Genomic DNA, 24,357 nt, shown 5'->3' on the forward strand with positions numbered 1-24,357 from the left:
AAATGTCGGACGGTGCCACGATGGGTCCCGGGTGTTCGGAGAGTCCACGAGGAGAAGACATGACCGCCGGGACAGCAACTCTCGTTCCCGAGAAATCGACGGAACGGCGCGGATCAGCGCGCTGGTGGGCCCTGGGCGTGATCGCCCTGGCCCAGCTGATGGTGGTGCTGGACGCCACCATCGTCACGATCTCGCTGCCGTTCGCTCAGCAGGACCTGGGCATCAGCGACGGCAACAAACAGTGGGTGCTGACCGCCTACACGCTCATCTTCGGCGGACTGCTGCTGCTCGGCGGCCGGCTCGCCGACTATCTCGGCCGCCGCCGCGTCTTCCTGATCGGCCTGGTCGGCTTCGCGGGAGCCTCGGCGCTGGCCGGGCTCGCGCAGAACGCCGCCGAGCTTTTCGCGGGACGTGGTCTGCAGGGCGCGTTCGGCGCACTGCTGGCTCCGGCCGCGCTGTCCCTGGTGTCGGTGACCTTCACCGAGGCCAAGGAGCGCGCCCGGGCGTTCGGCGTGTTCGCCGGCGTCTCGGCGGGTGGCGCGGCCATCGGCCTGATCGCGGGCGGCGCGCTCACCGAGTACGCCAACTGGCGCTGGTGCCTGCTGGTCAACACGCCCATCGCGCTGCTGGCCTTCCTGGGTGCGATGGCCTTCGTCATCAAGGACGTTCCGGCGCCGCGCACCGGCGGCTACGACCTGCCCGGCGCGATCACCGCGACCGCCGGTCTGATCTCGGTCGTCTACGGCTTCAGCCGCGCGGCCGAGGACGGCTGGGGCGCGGCGACCACGCTGGGCCTGATCATCGGCGGCGTCGCGCTGCTGGTGGCCTTCGTGTTCATCGAGTCGCGAACGGCGAATCCGCTACTGCCACTGCGTATTCCGGGTGAGATCAATCGCGGCGGCTCGTTCCTGGTGGCGCTGCTGGTGCCGATCGCCATGTTCGCGATGTTCCTGAACCTGAGCTACTACCTGCAGATCACCCTCGGGTACTCGGCCATGAAGGCGGGCGTGTCCTTCCTTCCCTTCCCGGTGGGCATCGTCATCTCGGCTGGTGTGGCCAGTGCGCTGCTGCCGAAGATCGGACCGCGTCCGATCATGCTGGCGGGCGCGGGCCTGGGCATGGCGGGCCTGCTCTACCTGGCGCAACTCGAATTCGGCGACAGCTACGCCTCCAGCGTGCTGCCCGCCATCGCGTTGATCGCGCTGGGCATGGGCGGGGTGTTCGTCTCCATGCAGACCACCGCGCTGCATCAGGTGGAGGAGAAGGATTCGGGTGTGGCCAGTGCGCTGCTCAATGCCGCGCAGCAGGTCGGCGGTTCCATCGGCACCGCGTTGCTGACCACCATCTCGGTGCAGGCCGCGGATCGCTACGTCACCAATCACCCGACCATCGACAATGTGGTGGCGCGCGCGTCCATTCACAGTTACGACATCGCGTTCTATCTCGGCGCCGGATTCTTCGCGCTGAGCATTCCGATCATCTGGTTCATGATCCGGGACAAGCCGGAGAACCTGCTCGAGGGTTCCGAGCATGTCGTACATGCCGGAGTGTGAGGCGCTGAGAGGCACTCTCGAATTGGCACGGAGAGGCACTCTCGAACTGGCACCGAGAGGCACTCTCGAATCGACGCTGAGAGGCACTCTCGAATCGATACCGAGAGGCACTCTCGAACTACTGTGAGCGAGGGCCCGCGGGCCGCATCCGAGGGGTGCGGCCCGCGGGCTTTTCATCGTCCGCGGCAGTGGCCGAGATCACCCGCGAACCTACTTATGAGTAACCGTCCGCGAATCCCGCACAGCGGGGGCTGCCCGCGCGGTGAGGTTCATAGCAGCAGTACGCTTGTCTTGCTTGGCGCCACAACGCACGTCGACTTGGTACCACAGGTCCCGTGGAAATCGCCGAGCGTATACGTTGTCTGTTGAGCAGTCGGGGTCCACTCACAAGTGTGCTCACCTGGCCGTGCAATGGGAGCACCACCTTCCTAGGAGGACACGAAGATCCATGTCCAAGATCAAGGTTGAAGGGACCGTCGTCGAACTGGACGGCGACGAGATGACCCGGATCATCTGGCAGTTCATCAAGGACAAGCTGATCCACCCGTACCTCGATGTGAACCTCGAGTACTACGACCTGGGCATCGAATACCGCGACAAGACCGATGACCAGGTCACGATCGACGCCGCCAACGCCATCAAGCAGCACGGCGTCGGCGTGAAATGCGCGACGATCACCCCGGACGAGGCCCGCGTCAAGGAATTCGGGCTCAAGAAGATGTGGCGGTCGCCCAACGGCACCATCCGCAACATTCTGGGTGGCACCATCTTCCGCGCGCCGATCATCATCTCCAACGTTCCGCGTCTGGTTCCGGGGTGGACCAAGCCGATCATCATCGGCCGTCACGCCTTCGGCGATCAGTACCGCGCCACCGATTTCAAGGTGTACGAGGCCGGTACGGTCACCCTCACCTTCACCCCCGAGGACGGCTCCGAGCCGATCATCCACGAGGTCGTGAAGATGCCCGAAGAGGGCGGCGTCGTGATGGGTATGTACAACTTCAAGGAGTCCATCCGGGACTTCGCGCGGGCCTCGCTGAACTACGGCCTGCAGCAGAACTACCCGGTGTACCTCTCCACGAAGAACACCATCCTCAAGGCGTACGACGGCATGTTCAAGGACACCTTCGAAGAGGTGTACGAGAGCGAGTTCAAGGCCGAGTTCGACGCGGCCGGGCTGACCTACGAGCACCGCCTCATCGACGACATGGTGGCCTCCTCCATGAAGTGGGAGGGCGGTTACGTCTGGGCCTGCAAGAACTACGACGGCGACGTGCAGTCCGACACGGTGGCACAGGGCTTCGGCTCGCTGGGTCTGATGACCTCGGTGCTGCTGACCCCGGACGGCAAGACCTGTGAGGCGGAGGCCGCGCACGGCACCGTCACCCGGCACTACCGTCAGCACCAGCAGGGCAAGCCGACCTCGACGAACCCGATCGCGTCGATCTTCGCCTGGACCCGTGGCCTGGAGCATCGCGGCAAGCTGGACAACACCCCCGAGGTGATCCGGTTCGCCCAGCAGCTCGAGGACGTCGTCATCAAGACCGTCGAGAGCGGCCAGATGACCAAGGATCTGTCGCTGCTCGTCGGCGGCGATCAGGGCTACCTGAGCACCGAGGAATTCCTCGGCGTCCTGGATGCCAATCTGGCTCGCGAACTGCGATAGATCGCCAACTCTCGGGATTCGCCAACTCTCGGGATTCTCTGAACAGCGCGCCGCGGCGAACGATGGCGGCCGGGACCACAGTCCCGGCCGGGACCATCGCGCCGCACACATGCCGGGCACCTGCCCCCGCCGACACCGGCGGGCCGCGGGTGCCCGAACTGTTCGCGGGTGCTGCGACGCCGTCGCGCCGGGTGCGCCGATTCTCTCGGCCGGGGTGCCGCGACGCCGGTCGATGAAGCGCCGAATCCGGCGACCTCGGCCGCGGTCGAAGCGGTCGTCGAATCCGGTCGGCGTGGGCGCGAATCGGCCGGGGCGAGTCGGTGATTCGGGCTGCTGACCTGCGGGGTCGTGAGTGAGATCACCGCGTGCGGGGGTATCGAGGCGGTTCGCTGGTGTGTTGCGCTTGTTCGTGCCCGAAATCTCTGCCATGCCTGCCGACACGCCGACCACCATCGATCTCGGTGATGGGGCGATCGAACCGCGCCGGACGTGGAACATCCCGGCCATGCTGGCGCTGGCGCTGGGCGGCTTCGGGATCGGCACCACCGAATTCGTGACCATGGGCCTGCTGCCCGATATCGCGGGCGCGGTGCACGTGACCGAACCTGTTGCGGGACATGTGGTCTCGGCCTACGCGCTGGGCGTCGTGGTGGGCGCGCCGGTGATCGCGGCGCTGTGCGCGCGAGTGCCCCGCAAGCGATTGCTGATGGCCCTGATGGTCGCGTTCACGATCGGCAACGCCGCGACCGTGCTCGCCCCCTCCTACTCGACGCTGATGGCGGCGCGATTCCTCTCGGGGCTGCCGCACGGGGCGTATTTCGGCGTGGCGTCGTTGGCCGCGGCCTCGCTCGCACCGGTGGGCCAGCGCGCCAAGGCGGTTGCCGCGGTTATGCTCGGATTGAGCGCCGCCAATGTTGTCGGCGTTCCCTCGGCCACCTGGCTGGGCCAGCATCTGGGCTGGCGGGATGCTTTCGCGGTGGTCGTGGTCATCGGCATCGCCACGGTGGTGGCCATCTGGCGCTTCGTGCCCGAGCTGCACGGCATTCGCCTCACCGATCCCCGGACCGAACTGGGCGCGCTGCGCCGCCCGCAGGTGTTGCTGACCCTGCTCGTCGGCGCGGTCGGCTTCGGCGGCATGTTCGCCGTCTACACCTACATCACCACGACCCTCACCGATGTGGCGGGCATGAGCCTGGGCCTCGTGCCGATCGTGCTCATGCTGTTCGGCCTCGGCATGGTGGCGGGCAATATCCTCGGCGGCATTCTCACCGACCGCGGCGTCACGCGCGCGGTGTTCGCGGCGCTGATCTCGATGGTGGTGATCCTCGCGATCTTCATTGCGGCGGCGCACAATCCGTACACGGCGGCGATCGGCGCCTTCTTCGTCGGGGCGTCCGGTGCGGCGCTGGGTCCGGCGCTGCAGACCAGGCTCATGGACGTGGCGCACGACGCGCAAACCCTGGCCGCCGCGCTCAACCACGCGGCCCTGAACCTGGCCAACGCCGCGGGCGCGTGGCTCGGCGGCCTGGTGATCGCGGCCGGCCTCGGTTACACCGCTCCCGCCGTGGTCGGCACCGGTCTGGCCGTGCTGGGTGTGCTGCTCTTCGCGCTCACCGTCGCGGTGGCGCGCCGTTCGGATCGGGCGTGAGCCAGAATCTCGCCGATTACATACACGCGTGTATGTAAGTGTAGAATCCGCGACATGACCAGGACCGAAGCCGCGTCGAAGCAACCGCGCCGCACTCAGGAGCAGCGTAGTACCGAGATGCGCATCCGGTTGCTGGACGCCACCATCGATTGTCTGGTCGAGTACGGGTACGCCGGGACCACCACGCCCCGCGTCGCGGAACTGGCCGGGGTGACCCGGGGTGCGCAGGTGCATCATTTCGGCTCGAAGACCGATCTCGTGGTCGCGGCCATCAGTCATCTGGCGCAGCGGCGCACCGAGGCCGCCATGCAGGAGGTCGGGCGAATCAAGGCGGGCCCGGATCCCATCGCCACCGTGCTGGATTTCCTGTGGGAGCTGCATCAGGGTCCGCTGTTCATCGCCGCCATGGAGCTGTGGGTGGCCGGGCGCACCGATCCGGTGCTGGCCGCGGAGATGGGCAAGGTGGAACCGTTCGTCAACAATGCCGTGCTGATCGCGCTGAACCGGTACGTCCCGGACGAGGTGCGCCGCAAGGACGCGCGCGATTTCGTCTACACCGCCATGGACGCGATCCGGGGCATCCTGGTCTCGAGCTTCATCGCCTCGGATCCCGAACGGGCACACCGGCGTTGGCTGCGCGCCTCGGCACATCTACGGGAGGCGGCGCGGGTCGCGGTCCCGGGCATTCTCGTCGCGGACTGAGCCGGTCCCCGGACGGTGAATCCGTCACCGGTTGTGGGGCAGCAGGTGAATGCCGTCCCGGTCGGTCGAGAGCGCCAGTGAGCTGATGTACTGGATCTCGCCCTCGGGTCCGGGGATCGCGGAGGCGATCATGTCCGGCCGCTCGAACTCCATGCCGGTGGCGACGCAGGTCAGCGTCTCGCCGGACGGGTTGCCGTGCTCGTCGAACATCGGCAGTTCGATGCCGTCGTCGGTGCGGCGCAGGTAGTACCGGCCCTTGGTGAGAATGGCGGTCAGCGGCGTGGCGAGGAAGGCGACGAGGACCGCGACCAGCGGCGAGTACGGCTTCAGGAGTTCACCGAAGAGGCCGAAGAAGGTCATGATCGACAGCGCCGCGGACAGCCCGAACCCGACCAGGCCCACCGGATTCCAGTCGTACAGCATGCCGCGACGGAACTCCGGCACCTTGGGCGAGATCTTCAGCACGTACTTGTTGATCGCGATATCCGTTGCGACGGTGACGATCCAGGCGATGCCGCAGTTGGCGTAGAAGCCCAGGATGTTGTTGAGGAAGTCGAACATGTTGGCTTCCATCAGGACCAGCGCGATGCCCAGGTTCACCACCAGGAACACCAGCCGGCCCGGGTAGGTCTTGGTGACGCGGGTGTAGGAGTTGGTCCAGGCCAGCGAGCCCGAGTAGGCATTGGTCACGTTGATCTTGATCTGGCTGATGACGACCAGCACCACGGCCAGCGTCATGGCCAGCCAGCCCGGCACCATATCGCGGTAGATCTCCAGGAACTGGTGCACCGGCTGATTCGCGATGCCCTGTGCGGCAGGCAGATTCGCGATCAGGTAGACCGCCAGGAACAGGCCAACGACCTGCTTGGCCGCGCCGAACAGCACCCATCCGGGCCCGGCCAGCAGCATCCAGCCCCACCACTTGCGCGCGTTCTCGGGCGTACGCGGCGGCATGAAGCGCAGGTAGTCGATCTGCTCGGCGATCTGGGCGATCAGCGAGAGACAGACGCCCGCGGCCAGCAGCGTGCCGGAAAGGCTTACGCCCGAACCGTTCTCGCCGCCGTAGGCGAAGAACCCCGACACCGAGTCGGGGTGGCGCACCAGCAGGAACCCGAACGGCAGCACCATCAGCAGCAGCCACAGCGGAGTGGTCCACACCTGCAACTTGGCCAGGGTGTTCATGCCGTATTTGACCAGCGGGAAGATGATGAGCGTGGAGAGCAGATAGCCGATCCACACCGGGATGCCGAGCCCTAATTTCAAGCCCTGCGCCATGATCGAGCCTTCGAGCGCGAAGAAGATGAAGGTGAAGGACGCGAACACCACATTGGTGATGATCGAGCCGTAGTAGCCGAATCCGCTACCGCGCGTGATGAGGTCCAGGTCGATGTTGTAGCGGGCCGCGTAATACGCGAGCGGGAAACCGGTCAGCATCACCACCATCGCGAAGAGGCCGATGCCGAGCAGCGCGTTGCCGGTGCCGTACGAGATGCCGATATTCGCGCCGATGGCGAAGTCGGCCAGGTAGGCGATGCCACCCAGGGCCGAGATGCCGACGACGGCCGGACTCCATTTGCGATAGCTGCGCGGTGCGAATCGGAGGGTGTAGTCCTCCAGAGTCTCCTTCGCGGCGGCCAGTCCGTCGGAGTTCGCCGATCGGGTGTCGACATCGACCACGTTCATCTCCCTCGTTCACCTTCACCGCGTCCACGGCGACGATTTGTACGTTCGTCCAGGGATGTGCCCGGGGAATTGCCGAACCATTACACGGCTGTTACTTCACCCTCCGGGTGGCGCGGGTCACGCACATCGAGCCTCCAGGTACATACACAAACTGCTGTATGTATCTGTCCAGCTGCGGTTCTGTCCCTGAGAATCGATCTTGAAGAGCCAGTGGATGCCGCAGTCTTGCGACCTTACATACATCTCTGTATGTTTGTTTGCAGTCCGATCCGGCTGGATCGACTGCGGCCCGCGGGATGCGGGCGGCCCTGATCTGAGGAGTTCGATGGCGAACAAGGTCTACGTCGTCGGCGTCGGCATGACGAAGTTCGAAAAGCCGGGGCGGCGCAAGAACGAAGACGGCAGCGACTGGGACTACCCGGACATGGCGCGGGAGTCGGGCACCAAGGCCCTCGCGGACGCCGGGATCGACTACCGCGAAGTCCAGGAGGCGTACGTCGGTTACGTCTACGGCGAATCCACCTCGGGCCAGCGCGCGGTGTACGAGCTGGGCATGACCGGTATCCCCGTGGTCAACGTCAACAACAACTGCTCCACCGGATCGACCGCGCTCTACCTTGCGGCACAGTCGATTCGGGGCGGCCTCGCGGACTGCACCCTGGCGCTCGGCTTCGAGAAGATGCAGCCGGGTTCGCTCGGTTCCACCTGGGACGACCGCGAACAGCCGATGGCGCGGCACATCATGGCGCTGGCGGAGATCTCCGAAGTGCTCTTCCCGGTGGCGCCGTGGATGTTCGGCGCGGCCGGCCGTGAGCACATGGAGAAGTACGGCACCACCCGCGAGCACTTCGCCAAGATCGGCTACAAGAACCACAAGCATTCGGTGAACAACCCGTATTCGCAGTTCCAGGACGAGTATTCGCTCGACGACATCCTGGGCTCGCGGATGATCTACGACCCGCTCACCAAGCTGCAGTGCTCGCCGACCTCCGACGGTTCCGGCGCGGTCATCCTGGCCTCGGAGGACTTCGTGGATCGCCACGACCTCTCGCGTCAGGCCGTGGAGATCGTCGGTCAGGTCATGACCACCGACTATCAGTCCACCTTCGACGGCACCGCCAAGAACCTCATCGGCTACGACATGAATGTCCAAGCGGCCGAGAAGGTGTACGCGCAGGCCGGGCTCGGCCCGGAGGACTTCCAGGTCATCGAGCTGCACGATTGCTTCTCCGCCAACGAGCTGCTGCTGTACGAGGCGCTCGGGCTGGCCAAGGAGGGCGAGGCCGGACTGCTCATCGACGCCGGGCAGACCACCTACGGCGGCAAGTGGGTCGTGAACCCCTCGGGCGGGCTCATCTCCAAGGGGCACCCCCTGGGCGCGACGGGCCTGGCCCAGTGCAGCGAGCTCACCTGGCAGCTGCGCGGCACCGCCGACAAGCGTCAGGTGGACAACGTCACCGCCGCGCTGCAGCACAACATCGGTCTCGGCGGCGCGGCGGTCATCGCGGCCTACCAGCGCGCAGACCGCTGAATCTGTTCCCACTCAACATTTTTCGCCGCTGCGGCGGTAACCCTGCTTTCGGAAAGAGAAGATCATGGGACACATCGAAGCCTCCCGCGCCCTGAACGCCACCCCCGAGGCCCTCTGGGCCGTGGTCTCGGATCCGCAGACCTGGGACAAGTGGTTCTCCATCCACGAGCGCTGGATGGAGGAGCCGCCGGCCGTGCTGGCGCCGGGCGCGAAGCTGGTCGCCAAGATCCTCATGCTCGGTATGGCCAACAAGATCGAATGGGTCGTCGAGAGCGTCGACGCCCCGAATCGCCTGGTGCTGGGCGGTACCGGAATGGCCGGTGTGAAGGTGAAGTTCTCCTTCGACATCGTGCCCGAGGGCGAAGGCAGCACGTTCTCGGTCTCGGGTGACTTCGAGGGCGCGCTGATCAAGGGCGCGCTGGGCAAGGCGGTCGAGAAGGACGGCCTGAATCAGCTGGACAAGACCCTCACCGCCCTCGACTCGCTGGCCACGGCGGCCTGAGATGGCCGACGCCACAGTCGTATTCGACGAGACCGGGCTCGGCACCTGGTGCGACGAGGAGCGGTTCGAGGTCACCCGGGAGCGGATCGCCGAATACGCGGCCGCGACCAACGATCCCATCGCCGAGCACCTGAAAGGTGATGTCGCACCACCGGTCTTCGCCATCGTGCCGGTCTTCGAGGCCATGATGATGCCCGTCATCGACGTCGCCCCGATGGACATCTTCGGCCGGGTCGTGCACGGGGAGCAGGACTTCCACTTCCACCGCCCGATCCGTCCCGGCGACCGGCTGGTCTCCCGCGCCAAGGCCATCGGCTTCGAGGGCAAGGAGAACGGCACCACCATCACCATCCTCATCGAATGCCGCGCGCAGGACGGGGAACTGGTCAACGAGCAGTACCTGACCGCCTTCTTCCGGAACATCGATGTGGGCAAGCGGGTCGGCGACGCCGCGCCCGCGCACCGGTTCGATCAGTCGCTGCTGGACCAGCCGCCGCTGGCCACCGCGACGGCGCACGTGGACGAGGATCAGACGTTCCGGTACTCGCCGGCATCGGGTGATCCGGTCCCGCTGCACCTGGACGAACAGGTGGCCAAGGACGCCGGTCTGCCCGGCATCATCGCGCACGGGCTGTGCACGATGGCCATGTCCTCCTGGGGTGTGCTCACGGAGCTGGCCGGCTCGGATGTGGCTCGGCTGCAACGCTTCGCGGTCCGCTTCTCCAAGCTGGTGTTCCCGGGCGACGACCTGCAGACCCAGATCTGGAAGGTCGGCTCGGAGAACGGGGTCACCACCTACGCCTTCCGCACGGTGCGCGGCGACGACGTCGTCCTGGGTGACGGCGTCGCGGAAATCAAGGACTGACATGTCTTTCCGCGAGGGTGCGCCGAAGCCGACGCGCCCTCGCGGCCATATCTTTTCGATTGGAGAGTTCGATGGGTGCACTCGAGGGACGGGTTGCCGTCATCACGGGAGCCGGACGCGGCATCGGCCGTGAGCACGCACTGCTGTTCGCCCGGGAGGGCGCCCTGATCGTGGTGAACGATCTGGGCGGCAGCAATGCCGGAGAGGGCGTCGATTCCGGGCCCGCGCACGAGGTCGCGCAGGAGATCATCGCCGCAGGGGGGCGGGCGATCGCCAACACCGACAACGTCGCCGACTGGCAGGGCGCGAAGAACCTGATCGATCAGGCGGTGTCGGAGTTCGGGCGGCTCGATGTCGTGGTGAACAACGCCGGCATCCTGCGCGACGCGTTCGTCGCGGGAATGGATGAGGCGCAGTGGGATTCGGTCATCGCGGTGCACCTCAAGGGGCACGCGGCGGTGCTGCGGCACGCGGCCGGGTACTGGAAGGACCAGTCCAAGGCGGGCAATCAGCCGAACGCGGCCGTGATCAACACCGCCTCGGCCTCGGGCGTCACCGTGCCCAACGCGGGGCAGGGCAATTACGGCGCGGCCAAGGCGGGGATCGCCGCGCTCACCCTGGTCGCGGCCGATGAGCTGGGCCGATACGGTGTCCGTGTCAATGCCATCGCGCCCATCGCGCGCACCCGTCTGACCCTGGCCACGCCGGGTATGGGCGAGATGATGGCCGCGGAGGCCGCGTCCCTGGAAGAGGGCGAGTTCGATGCCTTCAGTCCGGCCAATATCTCCCCGGTGGTGGCGTACCTCGCCACCGAGAAGTGCCCGATCACCGGCAAGGTGTTCGCGGTGCAGGGCGGAGCCATCTCCGAACTGGCCGGGTGGCACGACGTGAAGACCATCGAGACCGAGGGGCCGTGGTCGATCGACGACATCGGCTCGCGGCTGCCCTAGCAGGCTGTTTCGGCACGGCTGCTCGAGGACTACTGCCCCGACAAGGAAGGCGAACGACGATGTTCGAATGGTCCGAGACCGATGTGATGATCCGCGACGCGGTGCGCGGTTTCATCGACAAGGAGATCCGCCCCCATCTGGACGAGCTGGACAGCGGCGAGATGTCGCCGTATCCGATCATCCGGAAGCTGTTCTCCGAGTTCGGGATCGATGCTCTCGGCGAAGACGCGATCACCAAACTGCTTGCGCGCCAGCGCAAGCGTGAGGAGGCGCTCGCCGCCGGGGAGCCGCTGCCGGAGAAGAAGGAGAAGTCCGGCGGATCCGGCGGCGGGCCGTTCGACGGTCAGGAATCGCTGATGGCGGTGCTGGTCGGTGAATTGTCCGGCGTCTGCATGGGTCTGGTCACCGCCATGGGCGTGAGCATCGGGCTCGGCGCGACCACCATCATGTCGCGCGGCACCCTGGCCCAGAAAGAACGCTGGCTGACCGACATCGTGACCATGAAAAAGGTTGCGGCATGGGCGATCACCGAACCGGACTCCGGCTCGGACGCCTTCGGCGGCATGAAGACCTACGTGCGCCGCGACGGTGAGGACTACATCCTCAACGGGCAGAAGACCTTCATCACCAACGGTCCGTACGCCGACACCGTGGTGGTCTACGCCAAGCTCGACGAGGGCGACGGCGCCGACAAGCGGGACCGCAAGGTGCTGACCTTCGTGCTGGACAAGGGCATGGAGGGCTTCGCGCAGGGCAAGCCGTTCCGCAAGATGGGCCTGCACGCCTCGCCGACCGGTGAACTGTTCTTCGACAATGTCCGCCTCGGTCGCGACCGGCTGCTGGGGGAGACCGAGGAGCACAAGGGCGGTGACGGACGCGAAAGCGCCCGTTCGTCTTTCACCGCCGAGCGGATCGGCGTCGCGTTCATGGCGCTGGGCATCATCAACGAATGCCACCGGCTGTGCCTGGATTACGCGAAGAACCGCAAGCTGTGGGGTCAGGAGATCGGCCGCTTCCAGCTGGTGCAACTCAAGCTCGCCAAGATCGAGATCGCGCGAATCAATGTGCAGAACATGGTGTTCAACGCCCTGGAACGCTCCCGCGCGGGCAAGCCGCCGACCCTGGCGGAGGCCTCGGCCATGAAGCTGTACAGCTCCGAGGCCGCCACCGATGTGGCCATGGAGGCGGTACAGCTGTTCGGCGGCAACGGATACATGACCGAGTACCGCGTGGAGCAACTCGCTCGCGACGCCAAGTCGCTGATGATCTACGCCGGCAGCAACGAGATCCAGGTGACCCACGTCGCCAAGGGTCTGCTCGGCTGAGCGCAGACGCCGGTGCCGTGCGGGGACCGCACGGCACCGGAACTCACATCCCCGCGGTTCGATCGTGCGAAAGCCGCATGCTGCGAACACCTCTCGCAGCAACCATGCCCTCTGTCCCAGCGGCCGCATCGATCGTCGGGGTGTGCGGTGTGGTCGGTCGTGCCGAATCGGGTGCCGCGACAGGCGGACAGCCCATCGAGGAGTAGTCGTGACAATGTCGTCACCCCCTGCGAGAGCCGAAATTCTGGAGCGCCCAGCGCATTACGCGGGCGTCAGCACCCGCGAACTGGTGACGCGGGGCGAGGGGCCGTCGATAGTGCTGCTGCACGGGTTCGCCGACACCGCCGAGACCTGGCGCGGAGTCCTGGGAAGGCTGCCCGGGCGGAACGCGCGGGCGGTGGACGTGCTCGGATTCGGCGTGGCCGATGCGTTCGCGCCCGGACCGCTGCTGCCGCAACTGGATCGATTCGTCGACGGGGTGCTGGCCGAGACCGGTCCCGCGGTGCTGGTCGGCAATTCGCTCGGGGTCGCGGAGTCGATCCGGGCGGCGCAACGCACTCCGCATCTGGTGCTCGGCATCGTGGCGCTGGACGAGCCGACCCTGTCCGCGAACTGGCTGGCCAGGTTCTCGCGCACCGCGTTCGCGCCGAGATTGGCCCGAGTCCTGCACCGGGTGCGCATGCCCGCACGGCCCACCCGGTGGCTGGTGGAGAACGGCCTGCGCGTGCTGCTCTACGGCAGCCCGCGCCGGGCCGATCGACACCTCATGCGGCTGTGGGGAGACCGCTACGGCACCACCACGGGCCTCGCCTGGATGGCCGAGCACGCAGTGCGTTTCGCCCACGAGTCGGTGTCGGGCTACACCCCCGACCCGGTGCACTGCCCCGTTCTGGTCGTGCACGGCCGCCGGGACCGCATCATTCCGGTGCAGTCCGGCCGCGCTCTGCACGCCATGGTTCCGGGCAGTTCCCTGATCGTCCTGCCCGATGCCGGGCACTGCCCACAACTCGACGACCCTGCCGGAACCGCCGTGCTGATAACAGATTTCATCGATCGGCGGCTGTCCGCGCGGCACGGAGAGGTCGGCTGAACGACCATCGAGGAACAGCCGAGGCGCGAGCATCCGGACGCGCCCCGGCACCCGGCCGAGTGCACCCGATCCCGCCGGACTCGCGTTCGGGCGACGACCTCGTTTGCCGAATCGCTCACGCGGAGTGCGGCATTCGTGAACCCGTCGCTCGGGCGCCTGTGGCCCACCGGTGCGCGTTCGGACACGCCGTGGATCGCGTCGGACGGGTCAGACCGCGCGCAGGCGGGTGCGGCTGGCGTAGACGTGCTCGGCGATCAGGGTGGCGATGCGGTCCGGCGCCTCGAGCATCGGGACGTGGCCGACGTCGTGGACCAGGATGCGGTCGGCGGATTCGGGCAGTTCCTGCAGGAAGCGACGGGCGTACGCGCGGTAGGGGATCACCCGGTCGTTCTCGCACATGAGCAGGCGCACCGGCGTGTCGAGAGTCGACATATCGGGTAGCTCCGAGGCGCGGATGCCGCCGGCCAGCATGGGCAGCATGGCGCTGCAGTGCATCGCCGAGGTGATGGCGGCCTCGATGGCGCGGCGCGGGGCCGAGGCGGTGTTCTTGCTCAGGATCATCGCCACGGCCTGGCGGATGGGCGCGCTGAAGGCGATGGCGTGCGGAAGATGTTTGCCGAGCTCCACCACCGGGACCAGGGACAGGAACTTGAGGCCGACCCGAATCTGCAGGGGGGACAGCGTTTGCCAGCCACCCGCCGGGGCGATTGCGGTGAGGGTGCGGGCTCGGCCGCGGCGCGCCAGTTCGAAGCCCACCCAGCCGCCGAGCGAATTGCCCGCGATATGGCAGGTGCGCCAACCCAGCTCGTCGAGCTGATTCTCGACTCGATCGGCAAGGGCACTGACATCCAGGTACCAGCCGTCGAAATCGGGGCCGCCCCAATGGCCGGTGAAGGCCGGAGCGAACACCTCGCAATGACTCGACATGCGCTGTGCCACCTGTTCCCAGCAGTGCGGCGACATCATGAAGCCGTGCAGCAGGAGCAGGGGATCACCGGAACCGGTGTGAAGGGCGCGCATGGGCGCGAGCGGGGTGGCGGGCGTGGGAGTGCCTGACGTCATCGTCATCACCCCTTCCTGGACCTCGATGTCCGCGGAGAAGGTTGTATGTCCCGCATTGTACGGTCGTACGGTGGCCTACATCATCTCTACAGTCAACGTGAATGGTGTGCGTGCGGCGGCGGGCAAGGGATTGCTCGCCTGGCTGGCGGATACCGAAACCGACATCGTATGCCTGCAGGAGACGCGGGCGACCGACGAGCAAACCCGTAGCGTGCTGGCTCCCGCGCTGGACGCGGGCTGGTATCTGAGCAATGCCGAACCGGGCGTCAAGGGCCGGGCCGGGGTCGCGATCCTGTCCCGGCGCGAACCCGACGCGGTGCGGATCGGCGTGGGGGTGGACGAGGCCGGAACCTGGTCCGCCGTCGAGGAATTCGCCCCGCTCGGCCGCTACATCGAGGCCGATTTCGACGACCTCACCGTTGCCAGTGTGTACGTGCACACCGGCGAGGCCGACACCCCGATGCAGGACGAGAAGTACCGGTTCCTCGATGCCATCGGCGCGCGGATGACCGCCATCGCACGTGACTTCGTGATCATGGGCGACTGGAACGTCGCGCACACCGAGCTGGATATCAAGAACTGGAAGGGCAACGTCAAGAACTCGGGGTTCCTGCCGCAGGAACGCGCCTGGGTGACCTCGATGCTCGCCGCCGGATATCGGGACGTGGTGCGGGACCTGCATCCCGGCGTGCCCGGACCGTACAGCTGGCACTCCTACCGCGGTCGCGCCTACGACAACGACGCCGGCTGGCGCATCGACTACCAGCTCGCGCGCGGCGAAATCGCCTCTCGCGCCAAGCAGGCCGTGGTGGAGCGCGCCGCGACCTACGCCGAGCGCTGGTCCGACCACGCGCCCGTCACGGTGCAATACCGATGAAGGTGTCGCCCAAGGTGCGCGCCTGGCTGCTGCTGGGAGTGGCTCTCGCACTGGTGCTGGTCGCCGTGGTCGCCTCGCGCGGCGGCGACGACCGGAGCGGGGAAACCGGCGCCAAGGCGGCGGCCACCTCGACCGCGAGCAAGAGCACCGCGCCCAAGCCCGGTGGAAGAACGCAGGCCCCCGATGCCGCCGAGCAGAGCGTCCTCGCGCCGTCCCGGGTCGCGGGCGTTCCGGGCAAGGCCTACGACACCCTCGTCGAGATCGACGCGGGGCGCTGGCCGGGTTCGGCGAACGCGCCCGGCACCAAGGGCGGGGACACCTGGATGAACCGCGGCCGCGATCTCCCCACTCAGGATTCGAGCGGTAAGCGAATCACCTACCAGGAGTGGGACGTCAACCCCAAACGCCGCGGCCAGGATCGCGACGCGGAGCGCATCGTCACCGGCAGTGACGGCTCCGCCTGGTACACCGGCGACCACTACTCGACCTTCACGAGGATGCGCTGATGAGCGAAACCGTCACGTTGTCGCAGTTCCTCTCGGCGCCGGTGGGTTCCGGCGTGCGGGGCGAAGCGCGCGCCGCCGGATCGGGCGCGCGGATCCCGGTGGTCGGGGTGCTGCCCGTGGGTGCGGCCGAATTCTCCTCCGTCCGAGGCGCGATCCCCGCGGGCTATCTCGCGCGCGAACTCCGCGGCCGCAAGATGCGCACCGTCGCGGACCTTTTCGACGAGTTCGCCGCCGCGTTCCAATTCCCCTACTACTTCGGCCAGAACAAGGACGCCTTCGACGAATGCCTCCGCGATCTGGACGACTTCGTCGGTCCCGCCGACGGGTACGTGGTGGTGATCCGCAACGCCGCCCTCCTGCTCGCCGACCAGCCCGGGGAACGAGCCTGGTTCGCCGAGGCCGTCACCGACGCCGCCACGGTCTGGTCCACCCGCGACACCGCCTTCCGGGTGGTCCTGCAGGATGCGGCCCCCGCCGGTCTCCCCGCGACAACCCTTGCCCTGGAACCGGATTCGGCCACAGAGTCCTGATCCCGTGCGTCCCGGCTGCCCGACCGCGAACTCACGCGGCCGGGCAGCCGCCGTTTCGCGTCGATACCGACGCTGCGCCGGAACCCGCATATCCCTTCGCGGGGAGGTCCCAGCTGCTCGAGCGATCGCCGCCGGGCCACGGTGCGCGCGAACCGAGGGGTAGTCCGGGCCGGAGCGGGCTCAGTTGTCGTTCGACGCTGTCTCGGCGGTGTGTGGAATGTCCCGCGGCGCGGGCGAATCGGTGTCGGCGGCCTGGGCGCGGGAGAGGCGAACCGCGCCGATGCCCATCACCAGGACCGCGACCAGGACGAAGACGGTGCCGACGGGACCGCTGCGCAGGCGCTCGTCCAGGACGGTGAGGCCGAGGAAGGCCGCGCCGAGGGGTTCGGCGACGGTGAAGGCGGGCAGGGAGGCCGAGAGTGGGCCGACCTGGTAACCGCGCTGCTGCAGGTAGAGGCCGATCACGCCACCCGCGGCCATGGCGTAGAGCTCCCAGCTGGTCAGGGCTGCGGTGATGCTCTCGCCGAACAGCTCGGTGACGTGCGTGGTGAGGGCGGCGGACGCGCCGAACAGCAGGCCCGCCGAGGTGCCGAGCAGAAGAGCTTGCAGCGTAGGGGCTTTCACCGTCGAACCCGCGACGACACCCGCCACGACCACCGCGATCAGCAGGCCGAGCGGCCCGGCCCACCGCTGCCACGACGCATTCGTGATGCCCTCCGTCGGATCGCCGACCACCAGGAACACGGCCAGCGCCAGTGACAGCGCCGCCGCGTACCCCCACATCACCGGTGTCACCCGCAGCCCGCTGTAGTGCGCCGCCAGCGGCAACGCGAAAACCAGCGCCGTCACCAGGATCGGCTGCACCACCAGCACCGAACCCAAAGCCAGTGCCGCCACCTGGAATCCGAACCCGCCCAGATCTCCGAACAGCCCCGCCCACCACCGCGGACTCCGGATCAGCGAGGCCATCAACGCCTCACCCTCACCCACGTCGGCGGCGGCCCGCTGCTGCGCCACCGCCCCCACCGCGAACATCACCGCCCCGATGAACGCGCACACCACCGCCGCAACCGGATGACCAGACATCGCCCCAGTCTGCCCCGCCTACGCCCGCTCACCCCGCGCGCCCCGGCTCCCGCTCCGAAGCGATCGCACGGCGTCCCGAGCCGGAAGTGGACGCGTCACGGATCGGACCGAACGAATCGGACAGGTTCGGCGGTTACTTCGAGGCCCAGGGGCCGATGCCGCCGACCTTGTCGATGCGGATGCGGGTGAGGTAGCCGGGCGGGGAGTCCGGCGGCGGGAAGGTGGCGTCCGGGCCGACGATGGCTTTGGCGAGACGGGTCAGCACCTCGGGCGCACCGCCCTCGGTGATCCGCGCCGTGCCGTTGATCGCGATGTACGGGCGCATCACCCCGCCCTGCTCGGGCGAGAGGATGGTCACCGCGACCCGCCCGTCCCGCCGCACGTTCCGAATCTTCTGGTAGACGCCGAAGTGCCCGGCCACCAATTCGTCGTCGCCCTCGGGCGTGGTCTGCAATTCCACCCACACCACACTGATCTGCGGACTCCCGTCCGGATTCAGCGTGACGATCGTGGCATCGGCCCCCGCGCCGATGAGTTCGCGAGCTGCGTCATCGAGTTTCATGCTGTGTACCAACCTTTCGCCGTGCCATTCATTCCGGCGCTTCGGAGATGAAAATGCGGCACTGCGGTCGGATCGACATCGGGTGGCGGCGGGTCAGTCGGCGCGGAGTTGCCCGGCGAGATCTTCGGCGAGCAGGACGAAGACGTCGGTGGTTTGGGCGATGAGTTCGTCCCGGGTCATGGGCAGGTCGCCCTGCAGCCAGGAGGTGAGGGTTTGGACGAGGCCGCCCACCAGGTAGGTGGCGCGGAAATTGATTGCGGGGGCGGGGTTTTCGTCGGTGAGGCCGTAGAAGTCGATGCCTTCGGCGGCGACCAGGTGCGCGAAGGCCCGGATGGTGTGGGTGGTGCGGGTGCGCAGCTCGGGGGTGGAGGAGCTGACCAGCAGGGCCACATGGGCTTTGCGGGGGTCGTCGGTGAGGACGCCGATGCCGGCGGTGATGGCGGCGTGGGCCTTGTCGCGGGTGCCGGTGGGGGAGGTCTGCACCGCGCGCAGCAGGGCGGTGGCGAGTTCCTCGGCGATGGTGTCGAACAGCGCGCCCAGCACGGCGTCGCGGCTGTCGAAGTTCTCGTAGTAGTAGCGCTCGTTGAGCCCGGCGCGGGTGCACAGCGCGGAGACGGTGAGCTTGTCCACGCCCTGGTCGCCGAGGATGTCGAGGGCGGCGTCGAGCAGGGCCGCGCGGCGCTGGGCGCGGCGTTCTTCCGCGGAGATGCCGCCGTACGTCCGTTGCCCGGTCACGGTTCGATTCTGGCACGAGGGCAATTCTGGTAGCAGGCCTTGCCAGAATTCGTGATCCGAGAGACGCTGTACCCAGATGTGGTGCGCGGCACACACCCTGTTCGAGGAGGCAACGATGCCTGCACGTCCGGAACCCGGATATTTCTCCGACGACTCCATGATTCGGCGGGTCATGCGCAAGCGAGCCGTTGGGCTCACCTACGGCCAGCGCGCCCTGGTCGTCGGCGCGATCAACCCGCTGCTCTACGTCGGCACGGCCGAGAACACCGAGCACCGCACCACCCCGTACACGCGACTCGCCTTGACCGGCAGGCTCTTCGAAGCCGTGTCCCTGGGCAGCAAGGCCGAAGCCGACCGCGCCCGGGCCTTCACCGACAAGAAGCACGCCAAGGTCAGCGGCGCGCTCCCGGAGGACGCGGGCGCACACCATCCGGCCGGCACCCGCTACTCCGCACACGATCCGCACCTGATGTTCATGACCATGGCCTTCACCTTCGACTCCGCCGAGGCCATGCACGATCTGCTGGTCCGCCGACTCACCGACGGTGAGCGCGAGGGCCTCTATCAGGACTACGTGCGCTGGGGTGAGCTGTTCGGCATGCCGCGCAGCGCCGCGCCGGAGACCTACGCGCGATTCCGCCGCGACTTCGACGCCTACCTCGCCTCGGACGAACTGTTCCTCACCGAGGAGGCGAAACTCGTCGGCGCGTATCTGATGGGCCAGCGCATCGCCTATCCGCTCTCGATGCCCGTGCAGCAGGCGCTCGGCGGCTTCAACCTGCTCGTGCAGGGCAGCCTGCCCGACCGCATCCGCCGGATCTACGGTCTGGACTGGGGCATTCGCGAGGAACTGGCCTGCCGCACGCTGGCCCGGGCCGTTCGCGCCGCGCACTTCACCCCGCCGCTGGCCCCCCGGTTGCTGCGCGGTTCGCTGACCGGGCCGAGCTACCCGCTCTACAAGATCGCGACACGCCGCGAACAGGAGCTCGTGCACGCTGGTCGGCCCAGTATGCCGGGGGTGGATCCACGGAACTGGGTGGCGCGAAATTCGGCTTGATGGGCATGGGAAGATCGGAGCATGTCCAGTCCTGAACCAGCCGCCGAGCCCAAGCAGCGGGTCCTGTCCGGGATCCAGCCGACCAGCGATTCGTTCCATCTCGGGAACTACCTTGGCGCGGTGCAGTATTGGGTGCGGCTCCAGGACGAATTCGACGCCTTCTACTTCATCCCGGACCTGCACGCCATCACGGTGCCGCAGGATCCCAAGGAGCTGCGCAAGCGCACCAAGCAGTCCGCGGCGCAGCTGCTGGCCCTGGGCGTGGACCCGAAGAAGTCCACCATGTTCGTGCAGAGCCAGGTCCCCGAGCACGCCGAGCTGACCTGGGTGCTGAACTGCATCACCGGTTTCGGCGAGGCCAGCCGGATGACCCAGTTCAAGGACAAGTCGGTCAAGCAGGGTGCGGAGAACGCGACCGTCGGCCTGTTCACCTATCCGGTGCTGATGGCCGCGGACATCCTGCTCTACCGCCCGCACCTGGTGCCGGTCGGCGAGGATCAGCGCCAGCACATGGAGCTGACCCGAAACCTGGCGCAGCGCTTCAACACTCGCTTCAAGAAGACCTTCGTGGTGCCGGAGCCGTACATCATCTCCGGCACCGCGAAAATCTACGACCTGCAGGATCCGACCGCGAAGATGAGCAAGTCGGCCACCTCCGACGCCGGTCTGATCAGCCTGCTCGACGATCCGAAGGTCACCGCCAAGAAGATCCGCTCGGCGGTCACCGACACCGAACGCGAGATCCGCTACGACCCGGAGGCCAAACCGGGCATCAGCAACCTGCTGGTGATCCTGAGCTCCATCACCGACACTCCGATCGTGAGCCTGGAGCAGCAGTACGAGGGCAAGGGGTACGGCGACCTCAAGTCCGATACCGCCGACGCGCTGGTCGAATTTGTCACCCCGCTGCGGGCGAAGGTGACAGAGTATATGTCTGATCAGGGCGAACTCGACCGCATTCTCGCCATCGGCGCGGAACGCGCACGGGAGATCGCCGGTAAGACACTCGCGCAGGTGTACGACCGGGTCGGGCTGCTGCCACGCTGATCGGCGTGCGGTTCCATCCGGTCGGCACCCGCGCGCCGAGCGTTGCGGAGGTATGCGGTGTTCGGCAAGATCCAGGCATGGATCGAACGTGAGATCCAGAAGCGGCACTGGCTCGACCATCTGGTGCGCGCGGGCGGACGCTATCAGCGCCAGCGTGGTGACTACTACGCCGCGGGCATCACGTATTTCACTGTGCTGTCGCTGTTTCCGCTGCTGATGGTCGGTTTCGCGGCGGCGGGCTTCGTGCTGTCGCGCAATCCGGACCTGCTCGTCGAGATGCAGGACAAGATCGTCGAGAACATTCCGGGCTCGGCCGGTGATCAGGTCAACGATCTGATCGATCAGGCCGTGAAATCGCGCACCGGGGTCGGACTGATCGGTCTGGCGACCGGCGCGTACGCCGGACTCGGCTGGATCGGGAACCTGCGCGCCGCGCTCACCGAGCAGTGGGACCAGCCCAGCGAACCGGGCAATTGGGCGGTGACCAAGCTGTCGGACCTGGCCGCGCTGGTCGGGTTGTTCGTGGCCATCGCGATCTCGCTCGGCCTGTCGATCCTGGCCTCGAGCGGCCTGATCTCGACCCTGCTGCGGCACTGGGGAATGCAGGACGCGCCCTGGGCGACGGTGCTGCTCACCGTGCTGTCGCTGCTGCTGGCGGTCGCGGCGAACTGGGCGGTGTTCGTGTGGATCATCGCGCGCATGCCGCGGCACGCGGTCACACTGCGCAGCGCGGCCCGGGCCGCCCTGTTCGCGGCGGTGGCGTTCGAGCTGTTCAAGCAGCTCGCGTCGATCATTCTGCGGTCGGTGGTGTCCGGTCCGGCCGGTGTCACCTTCGGCCCGATCATCTCGCTGATGGTCTTCGCCTACATCACCGCGCGAATCATTCTGTTCGCCACCGCCTGGGCGGCGACGGCCTCGGAGAACCAAGTGCCGGAGGATATTCCGGCGCCCGCCCCGGCCATCATCGAGACCAGGGCGATCCGTCCGGGCCTGTCCGCGGGCGCGGGCGCGGCGCTGTTCGGCGCGGGAGCCGCTGTGGCGGCGCTGCTTTCGTCGCGGCGCAAGCGCTGAGGCTCCGCGTCGTCCGGTCGGGCCGGATCGCGGTCAGCGCCGACGGCGAGCGAGCCTGGCCGCGGCTCCCAGCAGTGCCGCGACGACGATCAATCCGCCGATGAGGAGAACCGTGCGCACCCCGCGGTGCTCGGACCCGGAATCATCGGCAGAGACCTCGTCGGTCGGCGGACTGGCGAGCACCACGGACGAGTCGGGGGAGTTCCCGGCCTTCACCGTGTTGTCGGGCAGGCTGCCCACGCTCGCCCCGGACGGCAGCGCGAACGCGTAGTCCAGCAGTTTCGCGGCCTGTTCCCAGGGCCGGAACGGCAGCACGTCCGCCTTGAGCAGCGTCACCACCAGCCGGTGCCCGTTGCGCTGCGCGGCCGCCACGAAGGTCTGCCGCGCATCATCGGTGAAACCGGTCTTTCCGCCGATCGCGCCGTCGTACTCGTACAGCAGGTGGTTGTCGTTGGCGATCGGGAAGCCCGGGTGATCCTTGTCCTCGGGGTCTTTCGGATCGGCGGGGAACCCGGGGAAGTCGACCTGCTCGGTGTGGATGAACTCGGCGAACAGCGGCAGCGTCATCGCGTCGCGGAAGATCAGCGACAGATCGTAGGCCGAGGTGCTCATACCGGGACCGTCCAGCCCGGACGGCGTCGCCGCGCGAGTGTCCAAGGCGTGCAGCTCCTTCGCGCGGTCGTTCATCTTCGCCACCGCGGCCTTGTCGCCACCGAGCTGCGCGGCGATCGCGTGCGCCGCGTCATTGCCCGAGGCCATGATGAGCCCCTGGAACAGTTGACGATTCGTGTACTTGCCGCCGGGTCCGATGCCGACCCGGGTGCCGTCGGCGTTGGCGTCGTCCTGGGTGCCGGTGATCACCTTCGTCTGATCCAGCACGCGCAGCGCCACATCGGCGAGCAGCACCTTGATGGTGGAGGCCGGCCGGTATCGCCCGTGTGGATCCTTGGTCGCGAGCACCGCGCCGGTGTCGAGGTCCGACACCATCCAGGCCGTGGCCGAAATGCCCTCCGGCACCGCCCCCGCGCCGCTGGGCACGACGAGACCGCAACTGCCGAGCTTGCTTCCGCCGATCGCGGAATCCGGGATCGGCAGCGCGCTCGGTGTCGTCTCACCCGGCTCCGGCACCTCGGAGGTGTCGATGGGCGAGGGGGGAGTGGTCTTGTTCGGGCAGCCCTCGGTGTTCGGCGTCGTGAAAGGCGTTGTGCTGGTTGTCGGTTGGGCTGCGGCGATACCGGGTGACGGGGCGTAGAGGACGCCCGCGAAGGCGGTGAGCCCCGCCGTCAGCGCGGCGGCCACGAGGACCGGAACGCGAGGTGAGCGGGCCCGGTCGCGAAGGCGCGGACGGTGTCCCGCGGAACTGTGGTCATGGCGCGAATGCCTGCGGATACTCATCGCGCCCGAGAATATCGCCGAACCCGCTCGCTCGGCGCGGCGACGCCCGGTCCGCGGCGTGACCGCGAGGATCCCCCGACCCTCAGGGCTGTGCGATCGGGGGACGACGGTGCGGAATCCGCGCTGCCTGTGTGGCGTCAGTTCGCCGACTTGGTGACCGGGCAGCCGTGCGCCAGCGGGCCGAGCAGCTTGTTGTTGTCGTAGAAGTGCTCGAGTTCGACGATGCGCAGGTCATCGGCGACCTTGGCGATGGTGATGCCGGTCATCTCGATGAGCTCGCCGGTGGGCTGATGGCCCTTGTATTCGCCGGTGTACCGGCCCCAGTGCCGCCACTTGAAGGTGACCGTCGGCGGGCCGGACAGCACCTCGAGCACCTCCCAGAAGAAGCCGCCCGGGAAGGCGGTGTGGAAGACGTGGTGCGAGGACTCGAACGTCTCGTTGTCGACGTCGTAGAAGGGGTTCTCGCCGATCAGGATGTTGTAGGAGCCGATCGTGGCGAACTCCTGGGCGTCCTGCCACTTGCCGCCGTTGACGCGGCCGCGGTAGTGCTCGGCCACCAGCGAGACCCACTTGGCCGGATCGGCCTTGTGCGAGACCTCCATTTCGAAGACCTTGACCAGCTCTTCGACGATGAACTCGAGTGAATCGGGGGCGTGCTGGGTGGTGCGCTCGACCGGCATCACCTGGTGGCTGAGGTGATAGTCGGGAGCCCCGTCCCGCCAGTCTTCCGGGGCCGCGGCGGCGATAACCGCTTCGCGCCCTTGCAGATGCAAGGGGGTCTCGACGGGTTCGGTTGTTTCAACAGTCATTTCGAGCCTTAGAGATTCAGACCCGTTGCGGGGTCTGCCAATTGAAAACGGACCGAACGAAGGTAGCAGCCCCCTACGCCGCTGTCGCATCGAGAGATGGACAGG

At 67.4% G+C, this 24,357-nt stretch carries 23 protein-coding genes; 16 read left to right on the top strand and 7 right to left on the bottom strand.

Going from position 1 to position 24,357, the window contains the following annotated elements; all coding sequences use genetic code 11:
• Positions 1–59: 59 nt before the first annotated feature.
• From NJ1_RS24270 to NJ1_RS24285, 4 genes are all read left to right on the top strand, one after another.
• The gene (locus NJ1_RS24270) at positions 60–1,553 is read left to right on the top strand and encodes an MFS transporter (protein WP_067698281.1); all 1,494 of its coding nucleotides are present in this window, start codon (positions 60–62) and stop codon (positions 1,551–1,553) included.
• A 448-nt stretch (positions 1,554–2,001) separates the two neighbouring features.
• A complete protein-coding gene (locus NJ1_RS24275; RefSeq protein ID WP_067698283.1) occupies positions 2,002–3,219 on the top strand; it encodes an NADP-dependent isocitrate dehydrogenase in 1,218 nt (405 codons plus the stop codon).
• Between the two features lie 427 nt (positions 3,220–3,646).
• Positions 3,647–4,867 (top strand): MFS transporter, encoded by a 1,221-nt coding sequence (locus tag NJ1_RS24280; RefSeq protein WP_245717564.1) that lies wholly within the window; start codon positions 3,647–3,649, stop codon positions 4,865–4,867.
• A gap of 54 nt (positions 4,868–4,921) precedes the next feature.
• Positions 4,922–5,569, top strand: coding sequence for a TetR/AcrR family transcriptional regulator (locus NJ1_RS24285; RefSeq protein ID WP_067698286.1), 648 nt, complete (start codon positions 4,922–4,924; stop codon positions 5,567–5,569).
• Between the two features lie 24 nt (positions 5,570–5,593).
• Here the strand turns inward: NJ1_RS24285 and NJ1_RS24290 are convergent, their stop codons facing one another.
• Positions 5,594–7,252, bottom strand: coding sequence for a purine-cytosine permease family protein (locus NJ1_RS24290; protein WP_067698288.1), 1,659 nt, complete (start codon positions 7,250–7,252; stop codon positions 5,594–5,596).
• A gap of 325 nt (positions 7,253–7,577) precedes the next feature.
• Here NJ1_RS24290 and NJ1_RS24295 point away from each other — a divergent pair, with 325 nt between their 5' ends.
• From NJ1_RS24295 to NJ1_RS24320, 6 genes are all read left to right on the top strand, one after another.
• Entirely contained in the window at positions 7,578–8,783 is a 1,206-nt protein-coding gene (locus NJ1_RS24295; RefSeq protein ID WP_067698290.1) for a lipid-transfer protein, read from the top strand.
• Positions 8,784–8,847: 64 nt separating this feature from the next.
• A complete protein-coding gene (locus NJ1_RS24300; protein WP_067698292.1) occupies positions 8,848–9,285 on the top strand; it encodes a type II toxin-antitoxin system Rv0910 family toxin in 438 nt (145 codons plus the stop codon).
• A gap of 1 nt (position 9,286) precedes the next feature.
• Positions 9,287–10,150, top strand: a complete 864-nt coding sequence (locus NJ1_RS24305; protein WP_067698294.1) for a MaoC/PaaZ C-terminal domain-containing protein — start codon at positions 9,287–9,289, stop codon at positions 10,148–10,150.
• Positions 10,151–10,221: 71 nt separating this feature from the next.
• Positions 10,222–11,100, top strand: a complete 879-nt coding sequence (locus NJ1_RS24310) for an SDR family oxidoreductase (RefSeq protein WP_067698296.1) — start codon at positions 10,222–10,224, stop codon at positions 11,098–11,100.
• A gap of 59 nt (positions 11,101–11,159) precedes the next feature.
• Positions 11,160–12,425: an acyl-CoA dehydrogenase family protein gene (locus tag NJ1_RS24315; RefSeq protein WP_067698298.1), complete on the top strand. Its 1,266-nt coding sequence runs from the start codon at positions 11,160–11,162 to the stop codon at positions 12,423–12,425.
• 214 nt (positions 12,426–12,639) lie between these two features.
• A complete protein-coding gene (locus NJ1_RS24320; RefSeq protein WP_067698300.1) occupies positions 12,640–13,515 on the top strand; it encodes an alpha/beta fold hydrolase in 876 nt (291 codons plus the stop codon).
• Positions 13,516–13,722: 207 nt separating this feature from the next.
• Here NJ1_RS24320 and ephH read toward each other — a convergent pair whose 3' ends face one another.
• On the bottom strand, positions 13,723–14,583 hold the full coding sequence (gene ephH / locus NJ1_RS24325; protein ID WP_245717565.1) for an epoxide hydrolase EphH: 861 nt from the start codon (positions 14,581–14,583) through the stop codon (positions 13,723–13,725).
• A gap of 64 nt (positions 14,584–14,647) precedes the next feature.
• On the opposite strand from ephH, the gene NJ1_RS24330 reads away from it, so the two are divergent.
• The 3 genes from NJ1_RS24330 to NJ1_RS24340 are packed head-to-tail and all read left to right on the top strand — an operon-like array spanning position 14,648 to position 16,490.
• A complete protein-coding gene (locus tag NJ1_RS24330; RefSeq protein WP_245717566.1) occupies positions 14,648–15,454 on the top strand; it encodes an exodeoxyribonuclease III in 807 nt (268 codons plus the stop codon).
• Positions 15,451–15,960 carry a guanyl-specific ribonuclease gene (locus tag NJ1_RS24335; RefSeq protein ID WP_067698303.1) on the top strand — a complete coding sequence of 170 codons (510 nt, stop codon included), beginning with the start codon at positions 15,451–15,453 and terminating at the stop codon, positions 15,958–15,960. The genes NJ1_RS24330 and NJ1_RS24335 overlap by 4 nt, the downstream gene beginning before the upstream one ends.
• Entirely contained in the window at positions 15,960–16,490 is a 531-nt protein-coding gene (locus NJ1_RS24340) for a barstar family protein (protein WP_067698305.1), read from the top strand. Before NJ1_RS24335 ends, NJ1_RS24340 begins: the two co-directional genes overlap by 1 nt.
• 180 nt (positions 16,491–16,670) lie before the next feature.
• Here NJ1_RS24340 and NJ1_RS24345 read toward each other — a convergent pair whose 3' ends face one another.
• The 3 genes from NJ1_RS24345 to NJ1_RS24355 all read right to left on the bottom strand — a co-directional run bounded on the left by NJ1_RS24345 (position 16,671) and on the right by NJ1_RS24355 (position 18,873).
• Entirely contained in the window at positions 16,671–17,576 is a 906-nt protein-coding gene (locus NJ1_RS24345; protein ID WP_067698307.1) for a DMT family transporter, read from the bottom strand.
• 133 nt (positions 17,577–17,709) lie between these two features.
• Positions 17,710–18,138, bottom strand: a complete 429-nt coding sequence (locus NJ1_RS24350) for a PPOX class F420-dependent oxidoreductase (protein WP_067698309.1) — start codon at positions 18,136–18,138, stop codon at positions 17,710–17,712.
• Positions 18,139–18,231: 93 nt separating this feature from the next.
• Positions 18,232–18,873 (bottom strand): TetR/AcrR family transcriptional regulator, encoded by a 642-nt coding sequence (locus tag NJ1_RS24355; protein ID WP_067698311.1) that lies wholly within the window; start codon positions 18,871–18,873, stop codon positions 18,232–18,234.
• 115 nt (positions 18,874–18,988) lie between these two features.
• On the opposite strand from NJ1_RS24355, the gene NJ1_RS24360 reads away from it, so the two are divergent.
• From NJ1_RS24360 to yhjD, 3 genes are read left to right on the top strand one after another with little or no spacing between them, the layout of a single operon-like run.
• On the top strand, positions 18,989–19,930 hold the full coding sequence (locus NJ1_RS24360) for an oxygenase MpaB family protein (RefSeq protein ID WP_067698488.1): 942 nt from the start codon (positions 18,989–18,991) through the stop codon (positions 19,928–19,930).
• Between the two features lie 21 nt (positions 19,931–19,951).
• Complete coding sequence (gene trpS, locus NJ1_RS24365) at positions 19,952–20,977, top strand: tryptophan--tRNA ligase (protein WP_067698313.1); 1,026 nt, start codon at positions 19,952–19,954, stop codon at positions 20,975–20,977.
• Between the two features lie 57 nt (positions 20,978–21,034).
• Positions 21,035–22,048: an inner membrane protein YhjD gene (yhjD, locus tag NJ1_RS24370; RefSeq protein ID WP_067698315.1), complete on the top strand. Its 1,014-nt coding sequence runs from the start codon at positions 21,035–21,037 to the stop codon at positions 22,046–22,048.
• Between the two features lie 33 nt (positions 22,049–22,081).
• Here yhjD and NJ1_RS24375 read toward each other — a convergent pair whose 3' ends face one another.
• Together NJ1_RS24375 and NJ1_RS24380 are read right to left on the bottom strand one after the other, a co-directional pair.
• The gene (locus NJ1_RS24375; RefSeq protein WP_084478731.1) at positions 22,082–23,443 is read right to left on the bottom strand and encodes a D-alanyl-D-alanine carboxypeptidase family protein; all 1,362 of its coding nucleotides are present in this window, start codon (positions 23,441–23,443) and stop codon (positions 22,082–22,084) included.
• Positions 23,444–23,580: 137 nt separating this feature from the next.
• Positions 23,581–24,252: an ester cyclase gene (locus NJ1_RS24380; protein WP_067698320.1), complete on the bottom strand. Its 672-nt coding sequence runs from the start codon at positions 24,250–24,252 to the stop codon at positions 23,581–23,583.
• Positions 24,253–24,357: the final 105 nt, after the last annotated feature.

It is taken from the genome of Nocardia jejuensis NBRC 103114 (assembly GCF_001613145.1).
In the GTDB taxonomy this organism is placed as follows: Bacteria; Actinomycetota; Actinomycetes; order Mycobacteriales; family Mycobacteriaceae; genus Nocardia; species Nocardia jejuensis.